Source organism: Burkholderia sp. 567, assembly GCF_040545115.1.
GTDB classification, from domain to species: Bacteria; Pseudomonadota; Gammaproteobacteria; order Burkholderiales; family Burkholderiaceae; genus Burkholderia; species Burkholderia ambifaria.
Genome location: NZ_JBEPLG010000008.1, coordinates 48,336 through 65,336 on the forward strand (window position 1 = coordinate 48,336; position 17,001 = coordinate 65,336).

Below are 17,001 nucleotides of genomic sequence, written 5' to 3' on the forward strand. Positions count from 1 at the left end.
CGGCGACTCGATCCATTGACTGTGCGGCGGATCGAGGCTCCACGTCACGTGGCTACATACCCGTCGGCGAGAGTGAAGCGAGCGCCGTGCAGGCATTGTAAAAAGGTTCCCCGCGCAAATACGGGCGCGATATCAAAGATAATGCGCCGCGCATGAACCGCTGTCGACGGCACGCCGGGATCCGCCCGCGGCCTGCGATTCCGGGGCTTGGCGCCCCCTGCGCGGCGTACCATATCGAAACCGTGAAGCGCGGTATTCGGGTTCGCGCATTGTGCGCGGCGCGCGCTTGGGCGATGCTGCCGCCGTGCGCGTCGGGCCGTGAGCCCGCGCGCACCCCGAAGACGGCGTGCACGCCGGGTAACCGGGCCAGCGCGTTCGAACGGACGCAGGCACCGGGGCGTGCCGCGAATCAGCGTTCGAACGGCTTTGTGAACGTCACCGGGAGCGGCTCCCGGCGGCAGAACGACGCGGAGAACGCATGAACCTCGAGCAGCACGCCGGCGCACGCGCGCCACAGCCATCCTCATCCCGCCCGAAAACCCTGCTGGTCAAGCACGCCGACGTGCTCGTGACCATGGACGACACGCGCCGCGAACTGCGCGACGCGGGGCTCTATATCGAAGACAACCGGATCGTCGCGGTCGGCCCGAGCGCCGAGCTGCCGGATAGCGCCGACGAAGTGCTCGACCTGCGTGGCCACCTGGTGATCCCGGGGCTCGTGAACACGCACCATCACATGTACCAGAGCCTCACGCGCGCGGTGCCGGCCGCGCAGAACGCCGAGCTGTTCGGCTGGCTCACGAACCTGTACCGGATCTGGGCGCACCTGACGCCCGAGATGATCGAGGTGTCGACGCTGACCGCGATGGCCGAGCTGCTGCAGTCGGGCTGCACGACGTCGAGCGACCATCTGTACATCTACCCGAACGGCAGCCGGCTCGACGACAGCATCGGCGCCGCGCAGCGGATCGGCATGCGGTTTCACGCGAGCCGCGGCGCGATGAGCGTCGGCCAGCGCGACGGCGGGCTGCCGCCCGACTCGGTCGTCGAGCGCGAGCCCGACATCCTGCGCGACGCGCAGCGCCTGATCGAGACCTATCACGACGAAGGCCGCTACGCGATGCTGCGCGTGGTCGTCGCGCCGTGCTCGCCGTTCTCGGTGAGCCGCGGCCTGATGCGCGACGCGGCCGTGCTGGCCCGCGACTACGGCGTGTCGTTGCACACGCACCTGGCCGAGAACGTCAACGACATCGCGTACAGCCGCGAGAAGTTCGGGATGACGCCGGCCGAATACGCGGAAGATCTGGGCTGGGTCGGCCACGACGTGTGGCATGCGCACTGCGTGCAGCTCGACGATGCGGGCATCGGCCTGTTCGCGCGCACCGGCACCGGCGTCGCGCACTGTCCGTGTTCGAACATGCGGCTCGCGTCGGGCATCGCGCCGGTGAAGAAGATGCGTCTCGCGGGCGTGCCGGTCGGGATCGGCGTCGATGGTTCCGCGTCGAACGACGGCGCGCAGATGGTCGCGGAAGTGCGGCAGGCGCTGCTGCTGCAGCGGGTCGGCTTCGGGCCCGATGCGATGACCGCGCGGGAAGCGCTCGAGATCGCGACGCTCGGTGGCGCGAAGGTGCTGAACCGCGACGATATTGGCGCGCTGAAGCCCGGCATGGCTGCGGACTTCGCCGCGTTCGACCTGCGCCAGCCGCTGTTCGCGGGCGCGCTGCACGATCCGGTCGCGGCGCTCGTGTTCTGCGCGCCGTCGCAGACGGCGTACACGGTGGTGAACGGGAAAGTGGTGGTGCGGGAAGGGCGGCTCGCGACGCTCGATCTGCCGCCCGTCATCGAGCGCCACAACGCTCTTGCGCACGCCCTCGTGGAGGCGTCGCGCTGACGCACGGGCGCGGGGCGCGCGCCGCGCGCCGCGGATCAGGCGCGCGGCGGCGGTTGCGGCTGCCAGACCGTACCGCGACGGCCTGACCGGCGCGCGCCGTGCGCGATCAAGCCTCGATCAGCGTGCGGGTCGCTTCGGCGACGAGGCTGCGCAGCCAGCGCACTTCGTCGGAATAGTGGCAGCGTTCGTGCCACAGCTGGTAGTACTGCATCGGCGGGAAGTCGAGCGGCGCCGGCACGACCGACAGCGGCAGGAACTTCGCGTAATGATCGGCGAACAGGCGCGTCGTCGTGAAGATCAGGTCGGACTTCACCAGCACGTACGGTGCGAGGTTGAAGTACGGCAGCGTGACGACCACGTGGCGCTTGAGCCGCTCGCGCGCGAGGTGCACGTCGATCGCGCCGCGCTGGCCGACCGAGTACGGCGTCGGCGCGAGATGCGGCGCGTTCAGGTACTGGTCGAGCGTGAGCCCGCCACGCTTCGCGAATGGGTGCGTGTTGCTCATCAGGCAGACGATTTCGTCGACGAACAGGTTCGACAGGTGCAGCTGTTCGGGCGGCTCGGGCCAGTTGCCGACGACGATGTCGAGCTTGCCGTCTTCCAGCGCGAGCTCGTAGTCGAACGCGGGGCCGAGCGAGTGGAACTCGAGCGTCGCATTCGGCGCGGCCTGGCGGAAACGTTCGACGACGGTCGGCACGAACAGCACGTTCAGGTAGTCGGGGCAGCCGATCCGGTAGCAGCGAATCGACGTGGCCGGGTCGAAATTGTGCTGCTGGAACTTGATGCGCTCGATTTCACGCAGGGCGTTCTGCACCGGTTCGAGCAGGCGCAGCCCGTATTCGGTCGGGACCATGCCGGACTTGCCGCGCACGAGGAGCGGGTCGCCGGTGATGTCACGCAGGCGCCGCAGCGCGGCGCTGATCGCCGGTTGCGACTGGTTCAGTTTGACGGCCGCGCGCGTGACGCTGCGCTCCATCAACAAGGTGTGCAAGACGCGCAAGAGGTACGTGTCGATCGCCTCGCGTTGCTGACTCATGATATCTCCGTTTATATGTCCGGGCTGATCGATGGGGCGTGGGGGTATATGGTTTTTAATATGAACGAAAACCAGCGTCAAGAGATGGATACCCGCGGACGCCCGCCGGCCGGGCCTCGACACGGGGCCCGAACGGGGCGTCATGCAGGCGGGCGCGGCGTCGCGCGGATGCGCATTGCACGCATCCGGTGGTCAGGGCACCGCGCGCGGTGCGTCAGTCGTCGATGCGCATGCCGACTTTCAGCGTGACCTGCCAGTGGATGACCTGGTCGCCTTCGATGTGGCCGCGTGTTTCGGTCACCTGGAACCAGTGCAGGTTATGCAGCGTCTTGCCGGCTTTCGAGATCGCGTTGCGGATGGCGTCGTCGCACGATTGGCGCGACGAGCCGGTCAGTTCGATCAGCTTGTAGACGTGGTCGCTCATGATGCGCTCCCTGGTGTGTCGGTATGTGGTCGGTATGGCCGGCGAAAGTGGCGGCGCCGAAGCGGCGCCGCGCGTGTCCGGCTTCTTGAGTGATAGGTATGATGGGCGGCAAGTGCAACCTCAATTGGAGGCGGGAATATCGTGGAAGTCGGATTTTGCGGACCGGGATTGATGGGCGCGCCGATGATTCGGCATTTGCTGGCGGCAGGCCACCGGGTCAGCGTATGGAACCGGACGCGCGGCAAGGCTGAAGCGCTTGAAAAGGATGGCGCGCAGGTGGTCGACACGCCGCGCGAACTGGCCGAGCGCGTCGACACGGTGTTCATGTGCGTGCTCGATGGCCGTGCGGTCGGCGACGTCGTGTTCGGCGAGCACGGGCTGCTTGCCGGCGATGCGAACGCACGCCGCCTGAAGCGCATCGTCGATCATTCGAGCATTCCGCCGGCCACGACGCGCGACTATGCGGCGCGCGCGGCCGCGCTCGGCGTCGGCTGGATCGACGCGCCCGTGTCGGGCGGCGTGCCCGGCGCGCAGGCCGGTACGCTCGCGGTGATGGCGGGCGGCGGCGCGGCCGACCTCGACGCGGTGCGGCCGCTGATCGACGCGTACGCGTCGCGCATCACGCACATGGGCGACGCGGGCGCGGGCCAGACCGCGAAGCTGTGCAACCAGGCGATCGTTACCGCGACGGTGACCGCGATCGCGGAAGCGGTCGGCCTGGCGCAGGCGAGCGGCATCGACGCCGCGCGTCTGGCCGATGCGCTGGCGGGCGGGTGGGCCGACTCGGTGCTGCTGCAGACCTTCGTGCCGCGCATGACGTCAAGCGGCCACCCGTCGATGGGTGCGCTGAGCACGTTCCAGAAGGATGTCGATGCGATCGCCGACGCTGCGCGCGACACGGGCGCGGTAATGCCCGTGTCGGCCACGGTGCAGCAGGTGCTGCGCCTGGGCGCCGCGCAAGGCCTCGCCGGCGCCGATTTCGCCGCATTCATCGACATCGTCCGGCCCGGCAACGGGCGGACGGCGCGGTGAGCGCGCGGCGGCGGTGAAGCGGGAAGCCTGAATGGCCGATGGGCCGCCCGGAGGCGGCCCATCGTGTCGGTGTCGGTTCAGCCGAGGGAGCGCGGTGTCGTGTCGCCGGCGTTCTGGCGTCCGAGGCCGCCGCGCAGGCTTGCCTTCGTGCCTGCACCAAATTCGGGCAGGATGCGCGCGCGGGCGCGGCTCGCGAACACGAGGAAGCCGAAGCCGTTCGCCTCGTACCAATAGCCGCCGTTCTCGAGGCCGTCGAGCGGCTGTTCGAGCGCGTTGGCGATCGATTCCATGCAGCGCTTGCGCAGTTCGGCGATGGCCGGATAGGGCGGCTGTGCGCCGCGCACGCTGCACAGGAGCACGTCGAGGCCGGGCAGCACATGCGCATACAGGACGGGTTCGTCCTGCGCACGGGCGCGGGCAATCTTGGTGTCGAGCTGCGCAAACGGTTTCGAATGGCGCAATACCGCGAGGAATGACTCCTGGCCATCCTGCTGCGCGCGTCGACGTTTTTTCGGGAAGGACATAAACACTCGCCTCAAAAACAATTGCAAGAAATGCGGCACTTTCATGCGACCCACTCCCGGCTATGTACGCCGCATGTCGATCCTTTATAGCACACGAAAATGCTGCACTCGTGCGGTACGACGATCAATGTCTCCCGTCGACCCGCTTGCCACGATGATCGACACAGCCAGCGTCTCGGCGCCCGTACTGTCGTTTAGTCTCCATCATAGACCTGCTTTTCCCGCGCGTGCATTCGTGCGTCACAAAAAAGTGAGATAAGCGTCGCGCGGCGGCGTGCGGCACGCGCATGCGTGCGGCGCACGCATGAAAAAGGCCCGCATTTTGCGGGCCCGGCAGATGCAGCGTGGCGCGGTGCTCAGCGTTGCTTGAGCGAATCGCGGATCTCGCGCAGCAGCACGATGTCTTCCGGCGTCGCGGCCGGCGCGGCTTCTTCCGGCTTGCGCAGCTTGTTGATGAATTTCACCATCAGGAAAATGATGAACGCAAGGATCACGAAGTTGATCGCCACGGTGATGAACGAGCCGTAGCCGAACGCGGCGACGCCCGCGGCCTGCAGATCCTTGAACGAATCGGGATTACCCTTGAACGTCGGGGGGATGGTGCCGAGCAGAACGAACTTGTTCGAGAAATCCAGACCGCCGGTCAGCACGCCGATCACCGGCATGATGAGGTCTTTCACGACCGAGTCGACGATCTTCGAGAACGCGCCGCCGATGATCACGCCGACGGCGAGATCCATCACGTTGCCTTTGACGGCGAACTCCTTGAATTCCTTGATTATGCTCATGAGCGGCTTTCTCCTGATTGAGGCTAGGGGAAGGCGTGCCGCGACGCGCAGGGCTGCGAAACGTCGGATGGGATCGGAGGCACGCCGATGGCCGCATGATAGCGAACGTGCCCCATTGCCGGTAGCCCATCTTGAAATGATTGACAAATCCGGCGGCGGGGCGGCCGGCGATCCGGCCGCCGGCGAGAGCGGGAGTGAAAGGACGCGCGGCGTGAGAGGCGGGCGTCGCGCGATGCGTCGACGCCCGCGTGCGAATGCTCAGGTGTTGTCGTCGGTCCAGCCGTCGTCGTTGCTGCCGAGATCGACACCGCCGCCGCCGTTGCCATCGCTCCAGTTCGAATCGTCGCCGCGACCGAAGTCGAAGCCCGGATCGTTGTTCTCCGGGCGCCGGCGCTGGTCGTCGACGATCACGTCGCGCTCGACCACGCGCTCGCGCCCGCCCGACATCGCTTCACCGAGCAGCACGCCGGTCAGCAGCCCGCCCATCCCGCCGGCGAAACCGCCGCCTTGCTGGACCACGACGGGCGGCTGCTGTTGCGGATACGGTTGTGGGGGATACGGCTGTTGCGGGTATGGCGGTTGCTGATACGGCTGGCCTTGCGTGCCGGTCATGCGATCGGCTTCCTGCGCATACACGGAGCCGCTACCGTTCGCCGGCGCCGCGGGCTGCGCGGCCGGATCGGGGCGGCCTTCGACGCGTGCCTTCACGCTCGCATGCCGCTGCTCGAGCTCGTCGATGCGATACGGCGGCACCGGGTTCTTGCCGTTCGACAGCGCTTCGACGAGCGTGCGTGCATCGGTCTCGATGCCTTCGAGCTCGCCGGTGAGCGCGGCGGCGCCGGGCGCCGTCGACAGCTTCGCGTCGAGTTTCAGCGGACGAATGTCGTTCAGCACGTCGGTCGCGCGCTTCAATTGCGTGCGGCGTTCGTCGTCGGCGCGGCCGTCGTCGGCCGAGCGCGCGCGCCGCAGCGTCCAGCGCAGCACCAGCGCGATGAGTGCGACGATCAGCGCGATGCCGATCCACATGCCGGTCGACGGACCGTGTTTCGCGACCGGCGCGGCCGGTGCGAGCGACGACTGCAACGAGCCGGCCTGCGTGGCCGACGGTGTGTTGCCGCTCACGCGCGCGGCGTCCGCGCGAATGCGCGATTCGGTCTGCGCGAAGCGCGACGCATCGGTGAAGCGCAGTTGCGGATCGAGCGACTTCGCCCGCTGCAGTTGCGCGAGCGCGTCCGACGCGCGGCCTTCGCGGTCCAGCACCTGCGCGTACAGGTAGTGCGCATGCGCGTTGTTCGGGTGGGCGTCGATGACTTGCGACAGCTGCGAGTCCGCGCGCTGCCAGTCGCGCTGGGCGATCGACTGCTCGACTTGCTGCAGCGACGGGACTGCGAATGCCGCGGACGACAGCAGCATCAGCGAGCAGCCGAGTGCGGCGAGAGATTTCTTCATGGTCGAACCGGGCGCGAGCGCCCGTCTCCTGACGATCGATGCGCGCCGCGAGCCTGCGGCCCGCGGCGCGGTTGCCGTTACTGCGCGGGCGTGTCGAGCTGCTTCTTCAGCGCGGCGAGGCGGTCTTCCACCGACGGGCCCTTGTTCAGCGCGGCGAGCTTGTCCTCGAGCGCCTTGCCGCTCGACGTGTCGGCCGAGTTCAGGCGGGCGTCCGAGCGCGCGTTCTGCAGCGCGACCTTGTCCTCGAGCTTCTGGAAGTCCTCGGACAGGTTCTTGCCGCCGATGCCGCCGAGCGCGGTTGCCGCGACGTCCTTCGCCTGCGCGATTTCATGCTTCGCCTGCAGGATGTTCGAGCGCGAGTTCAGGTCGTTGCGGCGCTGGCGCATGTCGGCGATCTGCCCCTTCAGCTTGTCGACCGACGGTTCGAGCGTCGTCAGCTCGGCCGCGAGTGCATCGCGCTCGGCTTCGGCGTTCGATTGCGCGGCGAGCGCCTCGCGTGCGAGTGCTTCGTCGCCGGCCTGCAGCGCGCGCTTCGCGCCGTCTTCGTACTTCTTCACCTTGTCGTCGGCCGCATCGCGCTTGCTGCGCTGGGTCGCGACTTGTGCCTCGATCTCGATCAGCGAATTCTCGGCACGGCCGATGCTGTCGTCGAGCTCCCGCACGATCTGCCGTGCGTCGCGCGACGGATCCTGTACCGAGTCGGCCGCATCGTTCAGCAGGCCTTTGATCGTGCGCGAAATAGAGTCGAAAAGCGACATGAAATCCTCCGTGGTTGAAAGGTGCCGCGTGAGCGGCAGTACCCGTCGCGAATCGGTTCCGACCCGCGTGAGCCGGCGGATATTACACCGCCGGCTCCTTAAATACGGCTTAAGCGCTGGAGTTCAAGCGCGATGCGTGCGGAGTATTCGAACCTTTCGCGTTTGAAAGCAACGCCGCGGCACGCGACGGGCCGCGTGTCCATGATAGGCGGAGCATGCGGCCAATACGTTCCGCAAATCGCGGCGGTGCGGGAATTTTTACAAAAAATCGCGAAGTCAACCGGTCGATTTCATTAAAATGCGCTGTCACGTCGCGGGAACGGATCGCCGCGCGGCGGGGTCTGTCGACGTGACAGTTGCCACGATGCACCACACTCTGATTCATCCGCTTGCATTTCCGCATGCGTCCGAGGGCGCCACGCCGCCTGCCATTCCGACATGCCAATTATCAAACGACCGCCTTCTTCTTCCGACCGGAACGAACCTCACTACACATTGCGCCGTTCGCCGTCGGGAGCCTACTACCCCGATGACGACAACGGCGACGACGATCGCCGCACGCAGCGCCGTGGAGGCGGGGGCGGCGGCCGCCGCTCGTTCGGCTCGCGCGTCGCGCTGTGGTTCGTCGGACTGTTCGCGACGCTCGCGGTCGTCGGCGCGCTGATCGTCGGCTACGCACTCGTCGTGATGGCACCGCAACTGCCGTCGCTCGATGCGCTGACCAACTACCAGCCGAAGGTGCCGTTGCGCGTGTTCACCGCCGATCACGTGCTGATCGGCGAGTTCGGCGAGGAGCGCCGCAGCCTCGTGCGCTTCCAGGACATTCCCGACGTGATGAAGAAGGCCGTGCTCGCGATCGAGGACTACCGCTTCTACGAACACGGCGGCGTCGACTTCCTCGGCATCCTGCGCGCGGGCGTGGCCGACCTGATGCACGGCGGCGCGCGCCAGGGCGCGAGCACGATCACGATGCAGGTCGCGCGCAACTTCTTCCTGTCGAGCGAGAAGACGTATACGCGCAAGATCTACGAGATGCTGCTCGCGTACAAGATCGAGAAGGCGCTGACGAAGGACCAGATCCTCGAGCTGTACATGAACCAGATCTACCTGGGCCAGCGCTCGTACGGCTTCGCGGCCGCCGCGCGCGTGTATTTCGGCAAGGACCTGAAGGACATCACGCTCGCGGAAGCGGCGATGCTCGCGGGGCTGCCGAAGGCGCCGTCCGCGTATAACCCGGTCGTCAATCCGAAGCGCGCGAAGGTGCGTCAGGAATACATCCTGAAGCGCATGCTCGAGATCGGCTACATCACGCAGCCGCAGTACGACCAGGCGGTGAAGGAGGAGATCCGCGTGCGCACGCCGGGCAACCAGTATGCGGTGCACGGCGAATACGTGTCCGAGATGGTGCGGCAGATGATGTACCAGCAGTACAAGGACGAAACCTATACGCGCGGGCTGACCGTCACGACGACGATCAACTCGGCCGATCAGGAAGCGGCGTACCAGGCCGTGCGTCGCGGCATTCTCGATTACGAGCGCCGCCACGGCTATCGCGGGCCGGAAGGCTCGATCAACCTGCCGGCGGCCGGCGACGAGCGCGACGAGGCGATCGACGACGCGCTCGCCGATCATCCGGACAACGGCGATCTGCAATCGGCGGTGGTGCTGGCGGCGTCGCCGAACGCGGTCGAGGTGCAGTTCGTCGGCGGCGCGACGACGACGATCGGCCCGGCCGGGCTGCGCTTCGTGTCGGGCGCGCTGAATCAGCGCGCGAATGCCACGCTGCGGATCAAGCCGGGTTCGATCGTGCGCGTGCTGAAGGATGGCAAGACGGGCTGGCAGGTCGTGCAGCTGCCGCAGGTCGAAGGCGCGCTCGTCGCGATCGCGCCGCAGGACGGGGCGATCCGCTCGCTCGTCGGCGGCTTCGACTTCAACAAGAGCAAGTTCAACCACGTGACGCAGGCGTGGCGCCAGCCGGGTTCGTCGTTCAAGCCGTTCATTTATTCGGCGTCGCTCGACAAGGGCCTCGGACCGGCGACGATCATCAACGATGCACCGCTGTACTTCCCGCCGAGCGTGCCGGGCGGCACCGCGTGGGAGCCGAAGGACGACGACCAGCCGGACGGCCCGATGTCGATGCGTACCGGCCTGCAGCGTTCGAAGAACCTCGTGTCGATCCGGATCCTCGCGTCGATCGGCACGCAGTACGCGCAGCAGTACGTGACGCAGCGCTTCGGCTTCGATCCGGCGAAGACGCCGCCGTACCTGCCGATGGCGCTCGGTGCAGGGCTCGTCACGCCGCTGCAGCTCGCCACCGGCTATGCGGTGTTCGCGAACGGCGGCTACAAGGTCGATCCGTATCTGATCGCCGAAGTCGACGACGCGCACGGGCAGGCGCTGCAGCGGTCGCAGCCGGTGGTCGCCGGCAGCACGGCGGCGCGCACGATCGAAGGTCGCAACGCGTACGTGATGAACAGCCTGCTGCATACGGTCGCGACGGCCGGCACGGGCGCGGGCACCAACGCGCTCGGCCGCGGCGACCTGCAGGGCAAGACGGGTACGACGAACGATGCGAAGGATGGCTGGTTCGCCGGCTACCAGCAGTCGCTCGTCGCGGTCGCGTGGATGGGCTTCGATCAGCCGAAGAGCCTCGGCAGCCGCGAATTCGGCGCGCAGCTCGCGCTGCCGATCTGGGTGAACTACATGCGCACCGCGCTGAACGGCGTGCCCGAGCAGCAGATGCCGATGCCGGACGGCCTGACGACGGTCGACGGCGAGCTGTACTACGCCGATCGCACGCCGGGCAACGGCTTCGTCGGGAGCGTGGACATCAACCCGGCCGAGAACGCAATCAGCGCGAACGACGCACTCGGCTCGGCCGGCGCGGCCGGGCTTGCGCCGCCGCCCGTCACGCAGCAGGAGAAGCAGCAGATCATGGACATGTTCGAAAACAAGTAAGCGATACGCGGATGTTTCGCATGCGACGGGCGCCTTCGGGCGCCCGTTTTTTTGCGTGTCGCCGTGCGTCAACCCACGCGCGTCGGCGGCGTCATCTGCCTATTTCGCGTCCGGCACGCTTCGCGCTTGTAAAACGCTGCGCGCTCAACCACTTGCGTGCTTGCCCGGCGGGTTATCAACAGGGCTGTCAACATAAACTGGGGATAACCCGCAGCGCCATGCGCAGGTTCAGTGCTGCAGTTTCGCGTGCGCGAGATGCATGCCGAGTGTCGCGGGGTCGGTATTCGTGCCAGACAGCAGCACGCCGACGCGCTTGCCCTGCAGCGTCTCGCGCAGCGGGCCGAGCAGCGCCGCGAGCGCCGCCGCGCACGCCGGTTCGACCGCCAGCTTCAGGTGCGAGAACAGGAACAGCATCGCCGCGCGCAGCGCGTCGTCGGACACCGTGACGATGCGGTCGATGTGGCGCCGGCACAGCTGATAGCTGTATTCCTCGGTGTGCGGCGCCATCAGCGAATCGGCGATGGTCTGCATCGCGCTCATCTTGATCGTGTGATTCGCCGCGAAGCTGCGGCACATCGCGTCGGCGCCTTCCGGCTCGACGCCGTACACGTGCACGCGCGGATTCGCGAGCCGCAGCGCGGTCGCCATGCCGGCCGCGAGCCCACCGCCGCCGATCGGCACGATCACCGCGTCGAGATCGGGCGTCTGCGTCGCCCATTCGTAGCCGAGCGTCGCGGTGCCGAGAATCGTGTGATAGCCGTTGAACGGATGGATGAAGAAGCGGCCTTCCTCGGCCTCGATCCGCCGTACGAGGTCGAACGCCTGCGACGCGCTGCCGGCCAGCACGACTTCCGCGCGGTACTGCTTGCACTGCGCGATGCGCGTCGGGCTCGCGGTATGGAACATCACGACCTTCGCACTGCTGCCGAGCCGCATCGCCGCATACGCGACGGCCGCCGCATGATTGCCGGCCGAGACACACGTGACGCCGGCGTTCTTGCGCGCTTCGTCGAGTGCCAGCAGGTGCGTGAACGCGCCGCGCGCCTTGAAGCTGCCGCTCGCCTGCAGCAGCTCGAACTTGAAGTTGACGTGCGTGCCCTCGAGGGATGGGAGATCGGCGCGCTCGAACACCGGCGTGCGCGCGACCCACGGTGACAACGCGAAATGCTGCGCGGCGATTTCGTCGAGCGTCGGAATCGGCTCGCCGTCGATCGTCGTATGGGCGGTGCCCTGTTGTTCAGTCGACATGACGTGGCGGGTGGCGGGGGTGGGGCCGGCCCGCACACGCAGGCCGGCGTGGCGGGGCAGTCAGTGTGCGTCGACCGACATGCTGCGGATGAACTTGCGCAGAAACTGCTCGCAGGCGGCGAGCTGCGCGAGCTCGACATATTCGTTCGGCTTGTGCGCCTGCTCGATGTTGCCGGGCCCGCACACGACGCTCGGGATGCCCGCGCGTTCGAACAGGCCGGCCTCCGTGCCGTATGCGACCTTGCGCTTGTCCTGGTCGGCCGTCAGCGCGCGCACGAGCTGCGTGATCGCGGCCTGTTCCGTCGCGTCGAGGCCGGGTGCCGCCGCGATCTTCGAGAACTCGATCGCCGCGTTCGGATGTTCGCGCAGCATCTGCGGCAGCAGCGTTTCCTGCGCATACGCTTCGATGCGCGTGAAGATCTGCTCGGGATCGAGCGTCGGCAGGTTGCGGAACTCGAAGTCGAACCGGCATTCGGCCGGCACCGTGTTGATCGCGTTGCCGCCCTGGATCGTGCTCGTCTGCGCGGTCGTGAACGGTACGTCGTACAGCTCGTCGAACGGGCCTTCCGCACGGAAGCGCTCGGCGATGTCGCGGATGTGGCAGATGAGGCGCGCCGCGTATTCGATCGCGTTCAGGCCCTTCGGCGTCAGCGACGAGTGCGCGGCGTGACCGCGCACGCAGCAGCGGTACGCGTTGATGCCCTTGTGCGCGATGATCGGCCGCATGCTGGTCGGCTCGCCGACGATGCAGCCGGACGGCTTCACGCCGCGCTTGACGAGATCGGCGATCAGCAGCGGTGCGCCCGCGCAGCCGATTTCCTCGTCGTAGGACAGCGCGAAATGAATCGGCTTCGCGAGCTTCGTCGCCTGCATCTCGGGCAGCAGCGCGAGCGCCGCGCCGATGAAGCCCTTCATGTCGCAGGTGCCGCGGCCGTACAGGCGGCCATCGCGGATTTCCGGCGCGAACGGGTTGCTGTCCCACTGCTGGCCGTCGACCGGCACGACGTCGGTGTGCCCCGACAGCACGATGCCGCCGTCGGTCGAGCCGTCGTGCGCGGGCACGGTCGCGAACAGGTTGGCCCAGCCTTCGCGCGGATCGTGCGTGAGCGTCGACACGATGCCCTTCGCGGCCAGCGCGTCGCGCACCGCTTCGATCAGGCCGAGGTTCGGCACGCGGCTCGTCGTGTCCATCGACACCAGCTGCTTGATCCAGGGCAGGCTGACGAGCGAAGCGTCGCCTTGGTCGGCGGCGGACGGCGCCGTCGCGTCGAGAGTGGACATGGCAAAACTCCGTCTGAGGAATGGGAAAATCATACTCAAAAACGCGCCGGCCCGCCTTCGCCGGCCGCGATGCGGTGCAGCATCGCGGCCGCGCGCTCAGCGTGCCGCGGTCGCGGCGTCGGCGCGCGGCGCGAGCGCGCGCAGCGTTTCCTTGATCGTCGACACGCGGATCGCGAGATCGGGCGAGCGCGTCTCGATGCGCAGCTTGTCCTGGCCCGCGAGCTTGATGTGCCGGTGCTTCTGCACCATGTCGATGATGCGCATCGGATCGATCGGCGGATTCGGCTCGAACTGCAGCCCGATCGCGGCCTCGCTCGCGTCGATCTTGACGATGCCGAGTGGCTTCGCGGCCAGCCGCAGCCGGTGCGTCTCGACGAGCGCGTGCGCCTGCGGCGGCAGCTTGCCGAAGCGGTCGATCAGCTCTTCCTGGATGCCGTCGATCGCGTCGCCGTGCTCGCAGTTCGCGAGACGCTTGTACAGCGACAGCCGCTCCTGCACGTCCGCGCAGTAGTCGGCCGGCAGGATCGCGGGCGCATGCAGGTTGATTTCCGTCGTCGCGGCGAGCGGTGCGGTGAGATCGGGCTCCTTGCCGTTCTTCAGCGCCTTCACCGCGTCGTTCAGCATGTCGGTGTACAGCTGGAAGCCGATCTCGTGGATCTCGCCCGACTGCTTGTCGCCGAGCACCTCGCCGGTGCCGCGGATCTCGAGGTCGTGCATCGCGAGATAGAAGCCCGAACCGAGTTCCTCCATCTGCTGGATCGCCTCGAGCCGGCGCTGCGCCTGCTTGGTCAGCGACTGCGGATCGTGGACCAGCAGGTACGCATACGCCTGGTGGTGCGAACGGCCGACGCGGCCGCGCAGTTGGTGAAGCTGCGCGAGGCCGAACTTGTCCGCGCGGTGCATGATGATCGTGTTCGCGCTCGGCACGTCGATGCCGGTCTCGATGATGGTCGTGCACAGCAGCACGTTCGCGCGCTGCGCGACGAAATCGCGCATCACGCGTTCGAGTTCGCGCTCGTGCATCTGGCCGTGCGCGATCACGATGCGCGCTTCGGGCACGAGTTCCTCGAGCATCGCCCTGCGGTTCTCGATCGTCTCGACCTCGTTGTGCAGGAAGTACACCTGGCCGCCGCGTTTCAGCTCGCGCAGCATCGCCTCGCGGATCACGCTTTCTTCCTCGCGGCGCACGAAGGTCTTGATCGCGAGCCGCTTCTGCGGCGCGGTCGCGATCACCGAGAAGTCGCGCAGCCCCTCGAGCGCCATCCCGAGCGTACGCGGGATCGGCGTGGCGGTCAGCGTCAGCACGTCGACTTCCGCGCGCAGCGCCTTCAGCGCTTCCTTCTGGCGCACGCCGAAGCGGTGTTCCTCGTCGATGATCACGAGGCCGAGGCGCTTGAACTGCACGTCCGACGACAGCAGCTTGTGCGTGCCGATCACGATGTCGACGGTGCCTTCGTTGATCTGCGCGATCGCCGCATTCACTTCCTTCGTGGTCTTGAAGCGCGACAGCTCGACGATGCGCACAGGCCAGTCCGCGAAGCGGTCGACGAAGGTCTGCGTGTGCTGCTCGGCGAGCAGCGTGGTCGGCGACAGCAGCGCGACCTGCTTGCCGCCCATCACCGCGATGAACGCGGCGCGCAGCGCGACCTCGGTCTTGCCGAAGCCGACGTCGCCGCACACGAGGCGGTCCATCGGCTTGCCGCTCGTCATGTCGCCGATCACCGCCGCGATGGCCGCCGCTTGGTCGGGCGTTTCCTCGAAGCCGAAGCTTTCCGCGAACTTCACGTAGTCGCGCGGATCGAGCGCGAACGCGTGGCCTTCGCGGGCCGCGCGGCGCGCATACAGGTTCAGCAGCTCGGCCGCCGTGTCGCGAATCTGCTGCGCGGCCTTGCGCTTCGCGCGCTCCCACTGGCCCGAGCCGAGCGCGTGCAGCGGTGCGCTGTCGGGATCGGCGCCGCTGTAGCGCGAGATCACGTGCAATTGCGCGACCGGCACGTAGAGCTTGCTGTCGCCCGCGTATTCGAGGTGCAGGAATTCGGTCTCGCCTTCGCCGAGATCCATCGACACGAGGCCCATGTAGCGGCCGATGCCGTGCTGCGCGTGGACGACCGGGTCGCCGACCTTCAGCTCCGACAGGTCGCGCACCATCGCGTCGACGTTGCTCGCCTGTTCCTGGCGGCGCCGGCCCGCGCGCCGGCCGAGCGCGCCGTACAGCTCGGTTTCGGTGACGATCGCGTAGCCTTCGCCCGGCACCGCGAAGCCGCTCGCGAGCGGCGCGACACCGAGCGCGAACGGCGCATCGCTTTCGAGCCAGCCCGCGAAGTGGTCGTTCGACGCGGGGCGCAGGTGATGCTCGGCGAGCAGTTGCAGGATCGTTTCGCGGCGGCCGGCCGATTCGACCGTCAGCAGCACGCGCTTGCCCGACGATTCGACGAACGTGCGCAGCGCGGCGAGCGGATCGTCGGCATGGCGATCGACCGTGAGCTCGGGCAGGCCCGTCGCCCAGCCGCCGGCCGGCTGCGCGGGCAGCACGACGCGCGCGAACGGCTTCGCGAACGCGAAGAAATCCTCGTCGGACAGGAACAGGCGCTGCGGCTCGAGGATCGGCCGCTCGCGGTCGTGCGCGAGGAACGCGTGGCGCTGCTTCGTATCGGCCGTGAAGCGGCGGATCGACGCTTCGAGATCGCCGGTGAACACGAGGTGCGCGTCCTGCGGCAGGTAGTGGAACAGCGTGGCCGTCTCATCGAAGAACAGCGGCAGGTAGTACTCGATGCCGGCCGACGGCACGCCGTTGCCGATGTCCTTGTAGATCGGCGCGCGGCTCGGGTCGCCTTCGAAGGTCTCGCGCCAGCGGCTGCGAAAGGCCGTGCGCGCGGCTTCGTCGAACGGAAACTCGCGGCCGGGCAACAGGCGCACGTCGCGAACCGGGTAGAGGCTGCGCTGCGTATCGGGATCGAACGCGCGGATCGAGTCGACCTGGTCATCGAACAGGTCGATCCGGTACGGCAGCGGCGAGCCCATCGGGTACAGGTCGATCAGCGAGCCGCGCACGCAGTATTCGCCGGGCCGCACGACCTGGCTCACGTGTTCGTAGCCGGCCAGCGTGAGCTGCGCCTTCAGCTTCGCCTCGTCGAGCCGCTCGCCCTGCGCGAACGCGAAGGTGTACGCGGCCATGAACGACGCGGGCGGCATCCGGTACAGCGCGGTGGTCGCGGGCACCAGCAGGATGTCGCAGCGGCCCTCGCCGAGGTCGTGCAGCGTCGCGAGCCGCTCGGAGACGAGATCCTGGTGCGGCGAGAACGTGTCGTACGGCAGCGTTTCCCAGTCCGGCAGCAGGCGCACGCGCGCATCGGGCGAGAAGTAGCGGAGTTCCTGCGACAGCCGCTGCGCGTCGACCGCGTTCGCGCAGATCACCGCAAGGAGCGGCACCGCGGCGCGGTTCTCGGCGAGATAGCGGGCGATGGCGAGTGCGTCGGCGGAGCCGTGCGTGCCGTCGAAGGCGAACCGCTGGCCCGGTTTGACGCGGGCGACGGGCGAGGCGAACGGGATGGAAGCGTTGTCTGGCATAGGGACGGCAGGGGTGGCGGGCACGGGCGCGGCGCGGTGCGCCGG

12 protein-coding genes are annotated in these 17,001 nt (G+C 67.7%); 3 read left to right on the plus strand and 9 right to left on the minus strand.

The genetic code is table 11. The features are described 5' to 3' along the window. The first annotated feature begins 478 nt into the window (after window positions 1-478). On the plus strand, window positions 479-1,891 hold the full coding sequence (locus ABIC50_RS22815; protein ID WP_006762468.1) for an 8-oxoguanine deaminase: 1,413 nt from the start codon (window positions 479-481) through the stop codon (window positions 1,889-1,891). Between the two features lie 106 nt (window positions 1,892-1,997). On the opposite strand, the gene ABIC50_RS22820 is transcribed toward ABIC50_RS22815, so the two are convergent. After that, on the minus strand, window positions 1,998-2,927 hold the full coding sequence (locus ABIC50_RS22820) for a LysR substrate-binding domain-containing protein (RefSeq protein ID WP_006762467.1): 930 nt from the start codon (window positions 2,925-2,927) through the stop codon (window positions 1,998-2,000). A 214-nt stretch (window positions 2,928-3,141) separates the two neighbouring features. Next, the gene (locus ABIC50_RS22825; protein ID WP_006755984.1) at window positions 3,142-3,351 is read right to left on the minus strand and encodes a dodecin; all 210 of its coding nucleotides are present in this window, start codon (window positions 3,349-3,351) and stop codon (window positions 3,142-3,144) included. Window positions 3,352-3,492: 141 nt separating this feature from the next. Between ABIC50_RS22825 and ABIC50_RS22830 the strand changes: the two genes are divergently transcribed. Beyond that, window positions 3,493-4,383 (plus strand): NAD(P)-dependent oxidoreductase, encoded by an 891-nt coding sequence (locus ABIC50_RS22830; RefSeq protein ID WP_354166945.1) that lies wholly within the window; start codon window positions 3,493-3,495, stop codon window positions 4,381-4,383. Window positions 4,384-4,460: 77 nt separating this feature from the next. On the opposite strand, the gene ABIC50_RS22835 is transcribed toward ABIC50_RS22830, so the two are convergent. The 4 genes from ABIC50_RS22835 to ABIC50_RS22850 form a co-directional block, all read right to left on the minus strand. Continuing rightward, window positions 4,461-4,907, minus strand: coding sequence for a hypothetical protein (locus ABIC50_RS22835; protein ID WP_175656186.1), 447 nt, complete (start codon window positions 4,905-4,907; stop codon window positions 4,461-4,463). A 356-nt stretch (window positions 4,908-5,263) separates the two neighbouring features. Further along, window positions 5,264-5,695: a large conductance mechanosensitive channel protein MscL gene (gene mscL / locus ABIC50_RS22840; RefSeq protein ID WP_006760677.1), complete on the minus strand. Its 432-nt coding sequence runs from the start codon at window positions 5,693-5,695 to the stop codon at window positions 5,264-5,266. Between the two features lie 258 nt (window positions 5,696-5,953). Next, window positions 5,954-7,144, minus strand: a complete 1,191-nt coding sequence (locus tag ABIC50_RS22845) for a tetratricopeptide repeat protein (protein ID WP_354166947.1) — start codon at window positions 7,142-7,144, stop codon at window positions 5,954-5,956. Window positions 7,145-7,221: 77 nt separating this feature from the next. After that, window positions 7,222-7,902, minus strand: a complete 681-nt coding sequence (locus ABIC50_RS22850) for a PspA/IM30 family protein (protein ID WP_012364094.1) — start codon at window positions 7,900-7,902, stop codon at window positions 7,222-7,224. A gap of 438 nt (window positions 7,903-8,340) precedes the next feature. Here ABIC50_RS22850 and ABIC50_RS22855 point away from each other — a divergent pair, with 438 nt between their 5' ends. After that, the gene (locus ABIC50_RS22855) at window positions 8,341-10,860 is read left to right on the plus strand and encodes a penicillin-binding protein 1A (RefSeq protein WP_175660550.1); all 2,520 of its coding nucleotides are present in this window, start codon (window positions 8,341-8,343) and stop codon (window positions 10,858-10,860) included. Window positions 10,861-11,088: 228 nt separating this feature from the next. Here the strand turns inward: ABIC50_RS22855 and ABIC50_RS22860 are convergent, their stop codons facing one another. From ABIC50_RS22860 to mfd, 3 genes are all read right to left on the minus strand, one after another. After that, entirely contained in the window at window positions 11,089-12,108 is a 1,020-nt protein-coding gene (locus ABIC50_RS22860) for a threonine/serine dehydratase family protein (protein ID WP_006752026.1), read from the minus strand. 60 nt (window positions 12,109-12,168) lie between these two features. After that, window positions 12,169-13,389, minus strand: coding sequence for an acetylornithine deacetylase (gene argE / locus ABIC50_RS22865; RefSeq protein ID WP_342612979.1), 1,221 nt, complete (start codon window positions 13,387-13,389; stop codon window positions 12,169-12,171). Window positions 13,390-13,485: 96 nt separating this feature from the next. After that, the gene (gene mfd, locus ABIC50_RS22870) at window positions 13,486-16,956 is read right to left on the minus strand and encodes a transcription-repair coupling factor (protein WP_165751591.1); all 3,471 of its coding nucleotides are present in this window, start codon (window positions 16,954-16,956) and stop codon (window positions 13,486-13,488) included. Window positions 16,957-17,001 lie beyond the last annotated feature (45 nt).

What these genes read in the sequence shown, in the direction of transcription:
- ABIC50_RS22845 (WP_354166947.1), bottom strand. Translation starts at nt 7,144, where the DNA reads ATGAAGAAATCTCTCGCCGCACTCGGCTGCTCGCTGATGCTGCTGTCG.
- ABIC50_RS22815 (WP_006762468.1), top strand. Translation starts at nt 479, where the DNA reads ATGAACCTCGAGCAGCACGCCGGCGCACGCGCGCCACAGCCATCCTCA.
- ABIC50_RS22855 (WP_175660550.1), top strand. Translation starts at nt 8,341, where the DNA reads ATGCCAATTATCAAACGACCGCCTTCTTCTTCCGACCGGAACGAACCT.
- ABIC50_RS22835 (WP_175656186.1), bottom strand. Translation starts at nt 4,907, where the DNA reads ATGTCCTTCCCGAAAAAACGTCGACGCGCGCAGCAGGATGGCCAGGAG.
- ABIC50_RS22820 (WP_006762467.1), bottom strand. Translation starts at nt 2,927, where the DNA reads ATGAGTCAGCAACGCGAGGCGATCGACACGTACCTCTTGCGCGTCTTG.
- ABIC50_RS22825 (WP_006755984.1), bottom strand. Translation starts at nt 3,351, where the DNA reads ATGAGCGACCACGTCTACAAGCTGATCGAACTGACCGGCTCGTCGCGC.
- mscL (WP_006760677.1), bottom strand. Translation starts at nt 5,695, where the DNA reads ATGAGCATAATCAAGGAATTCAAGGAGTTCGCCGTCAAAGGCAACGTG.
- mfd (WP_165751591.1), bottom strand. Translation starts at nt 16,956, where the DNA reads ATGCCAGACAACGCTTCCATCCCGTTCGCCTCGCCCGTCGCCCGCGTC.
- argE (WP_342612979.1), bottom strand. Translation starts at nt 13,389, where the DNA reads ATGTCCACTCTCGACGCGACGGCGCCGTCCGCCGCCGACCAAGGCGAC.
- ABIC50_RS22850 (WP_012364094.1), bottom strand. Translation starts at nt 7,902, where the DNA reads ATGTCGCTTTTCGACTCTATTTCGCGCACGATCAAAGGCCTGCTGAAC.
- ABIC50_RS22860 (WP_006752026.1), bottom strand. Translation starts at nt 12,108, where the DNA reads ATGTCGACTGAACAACAGGGCACCGCCCATACGACGATCGACGGCGAG.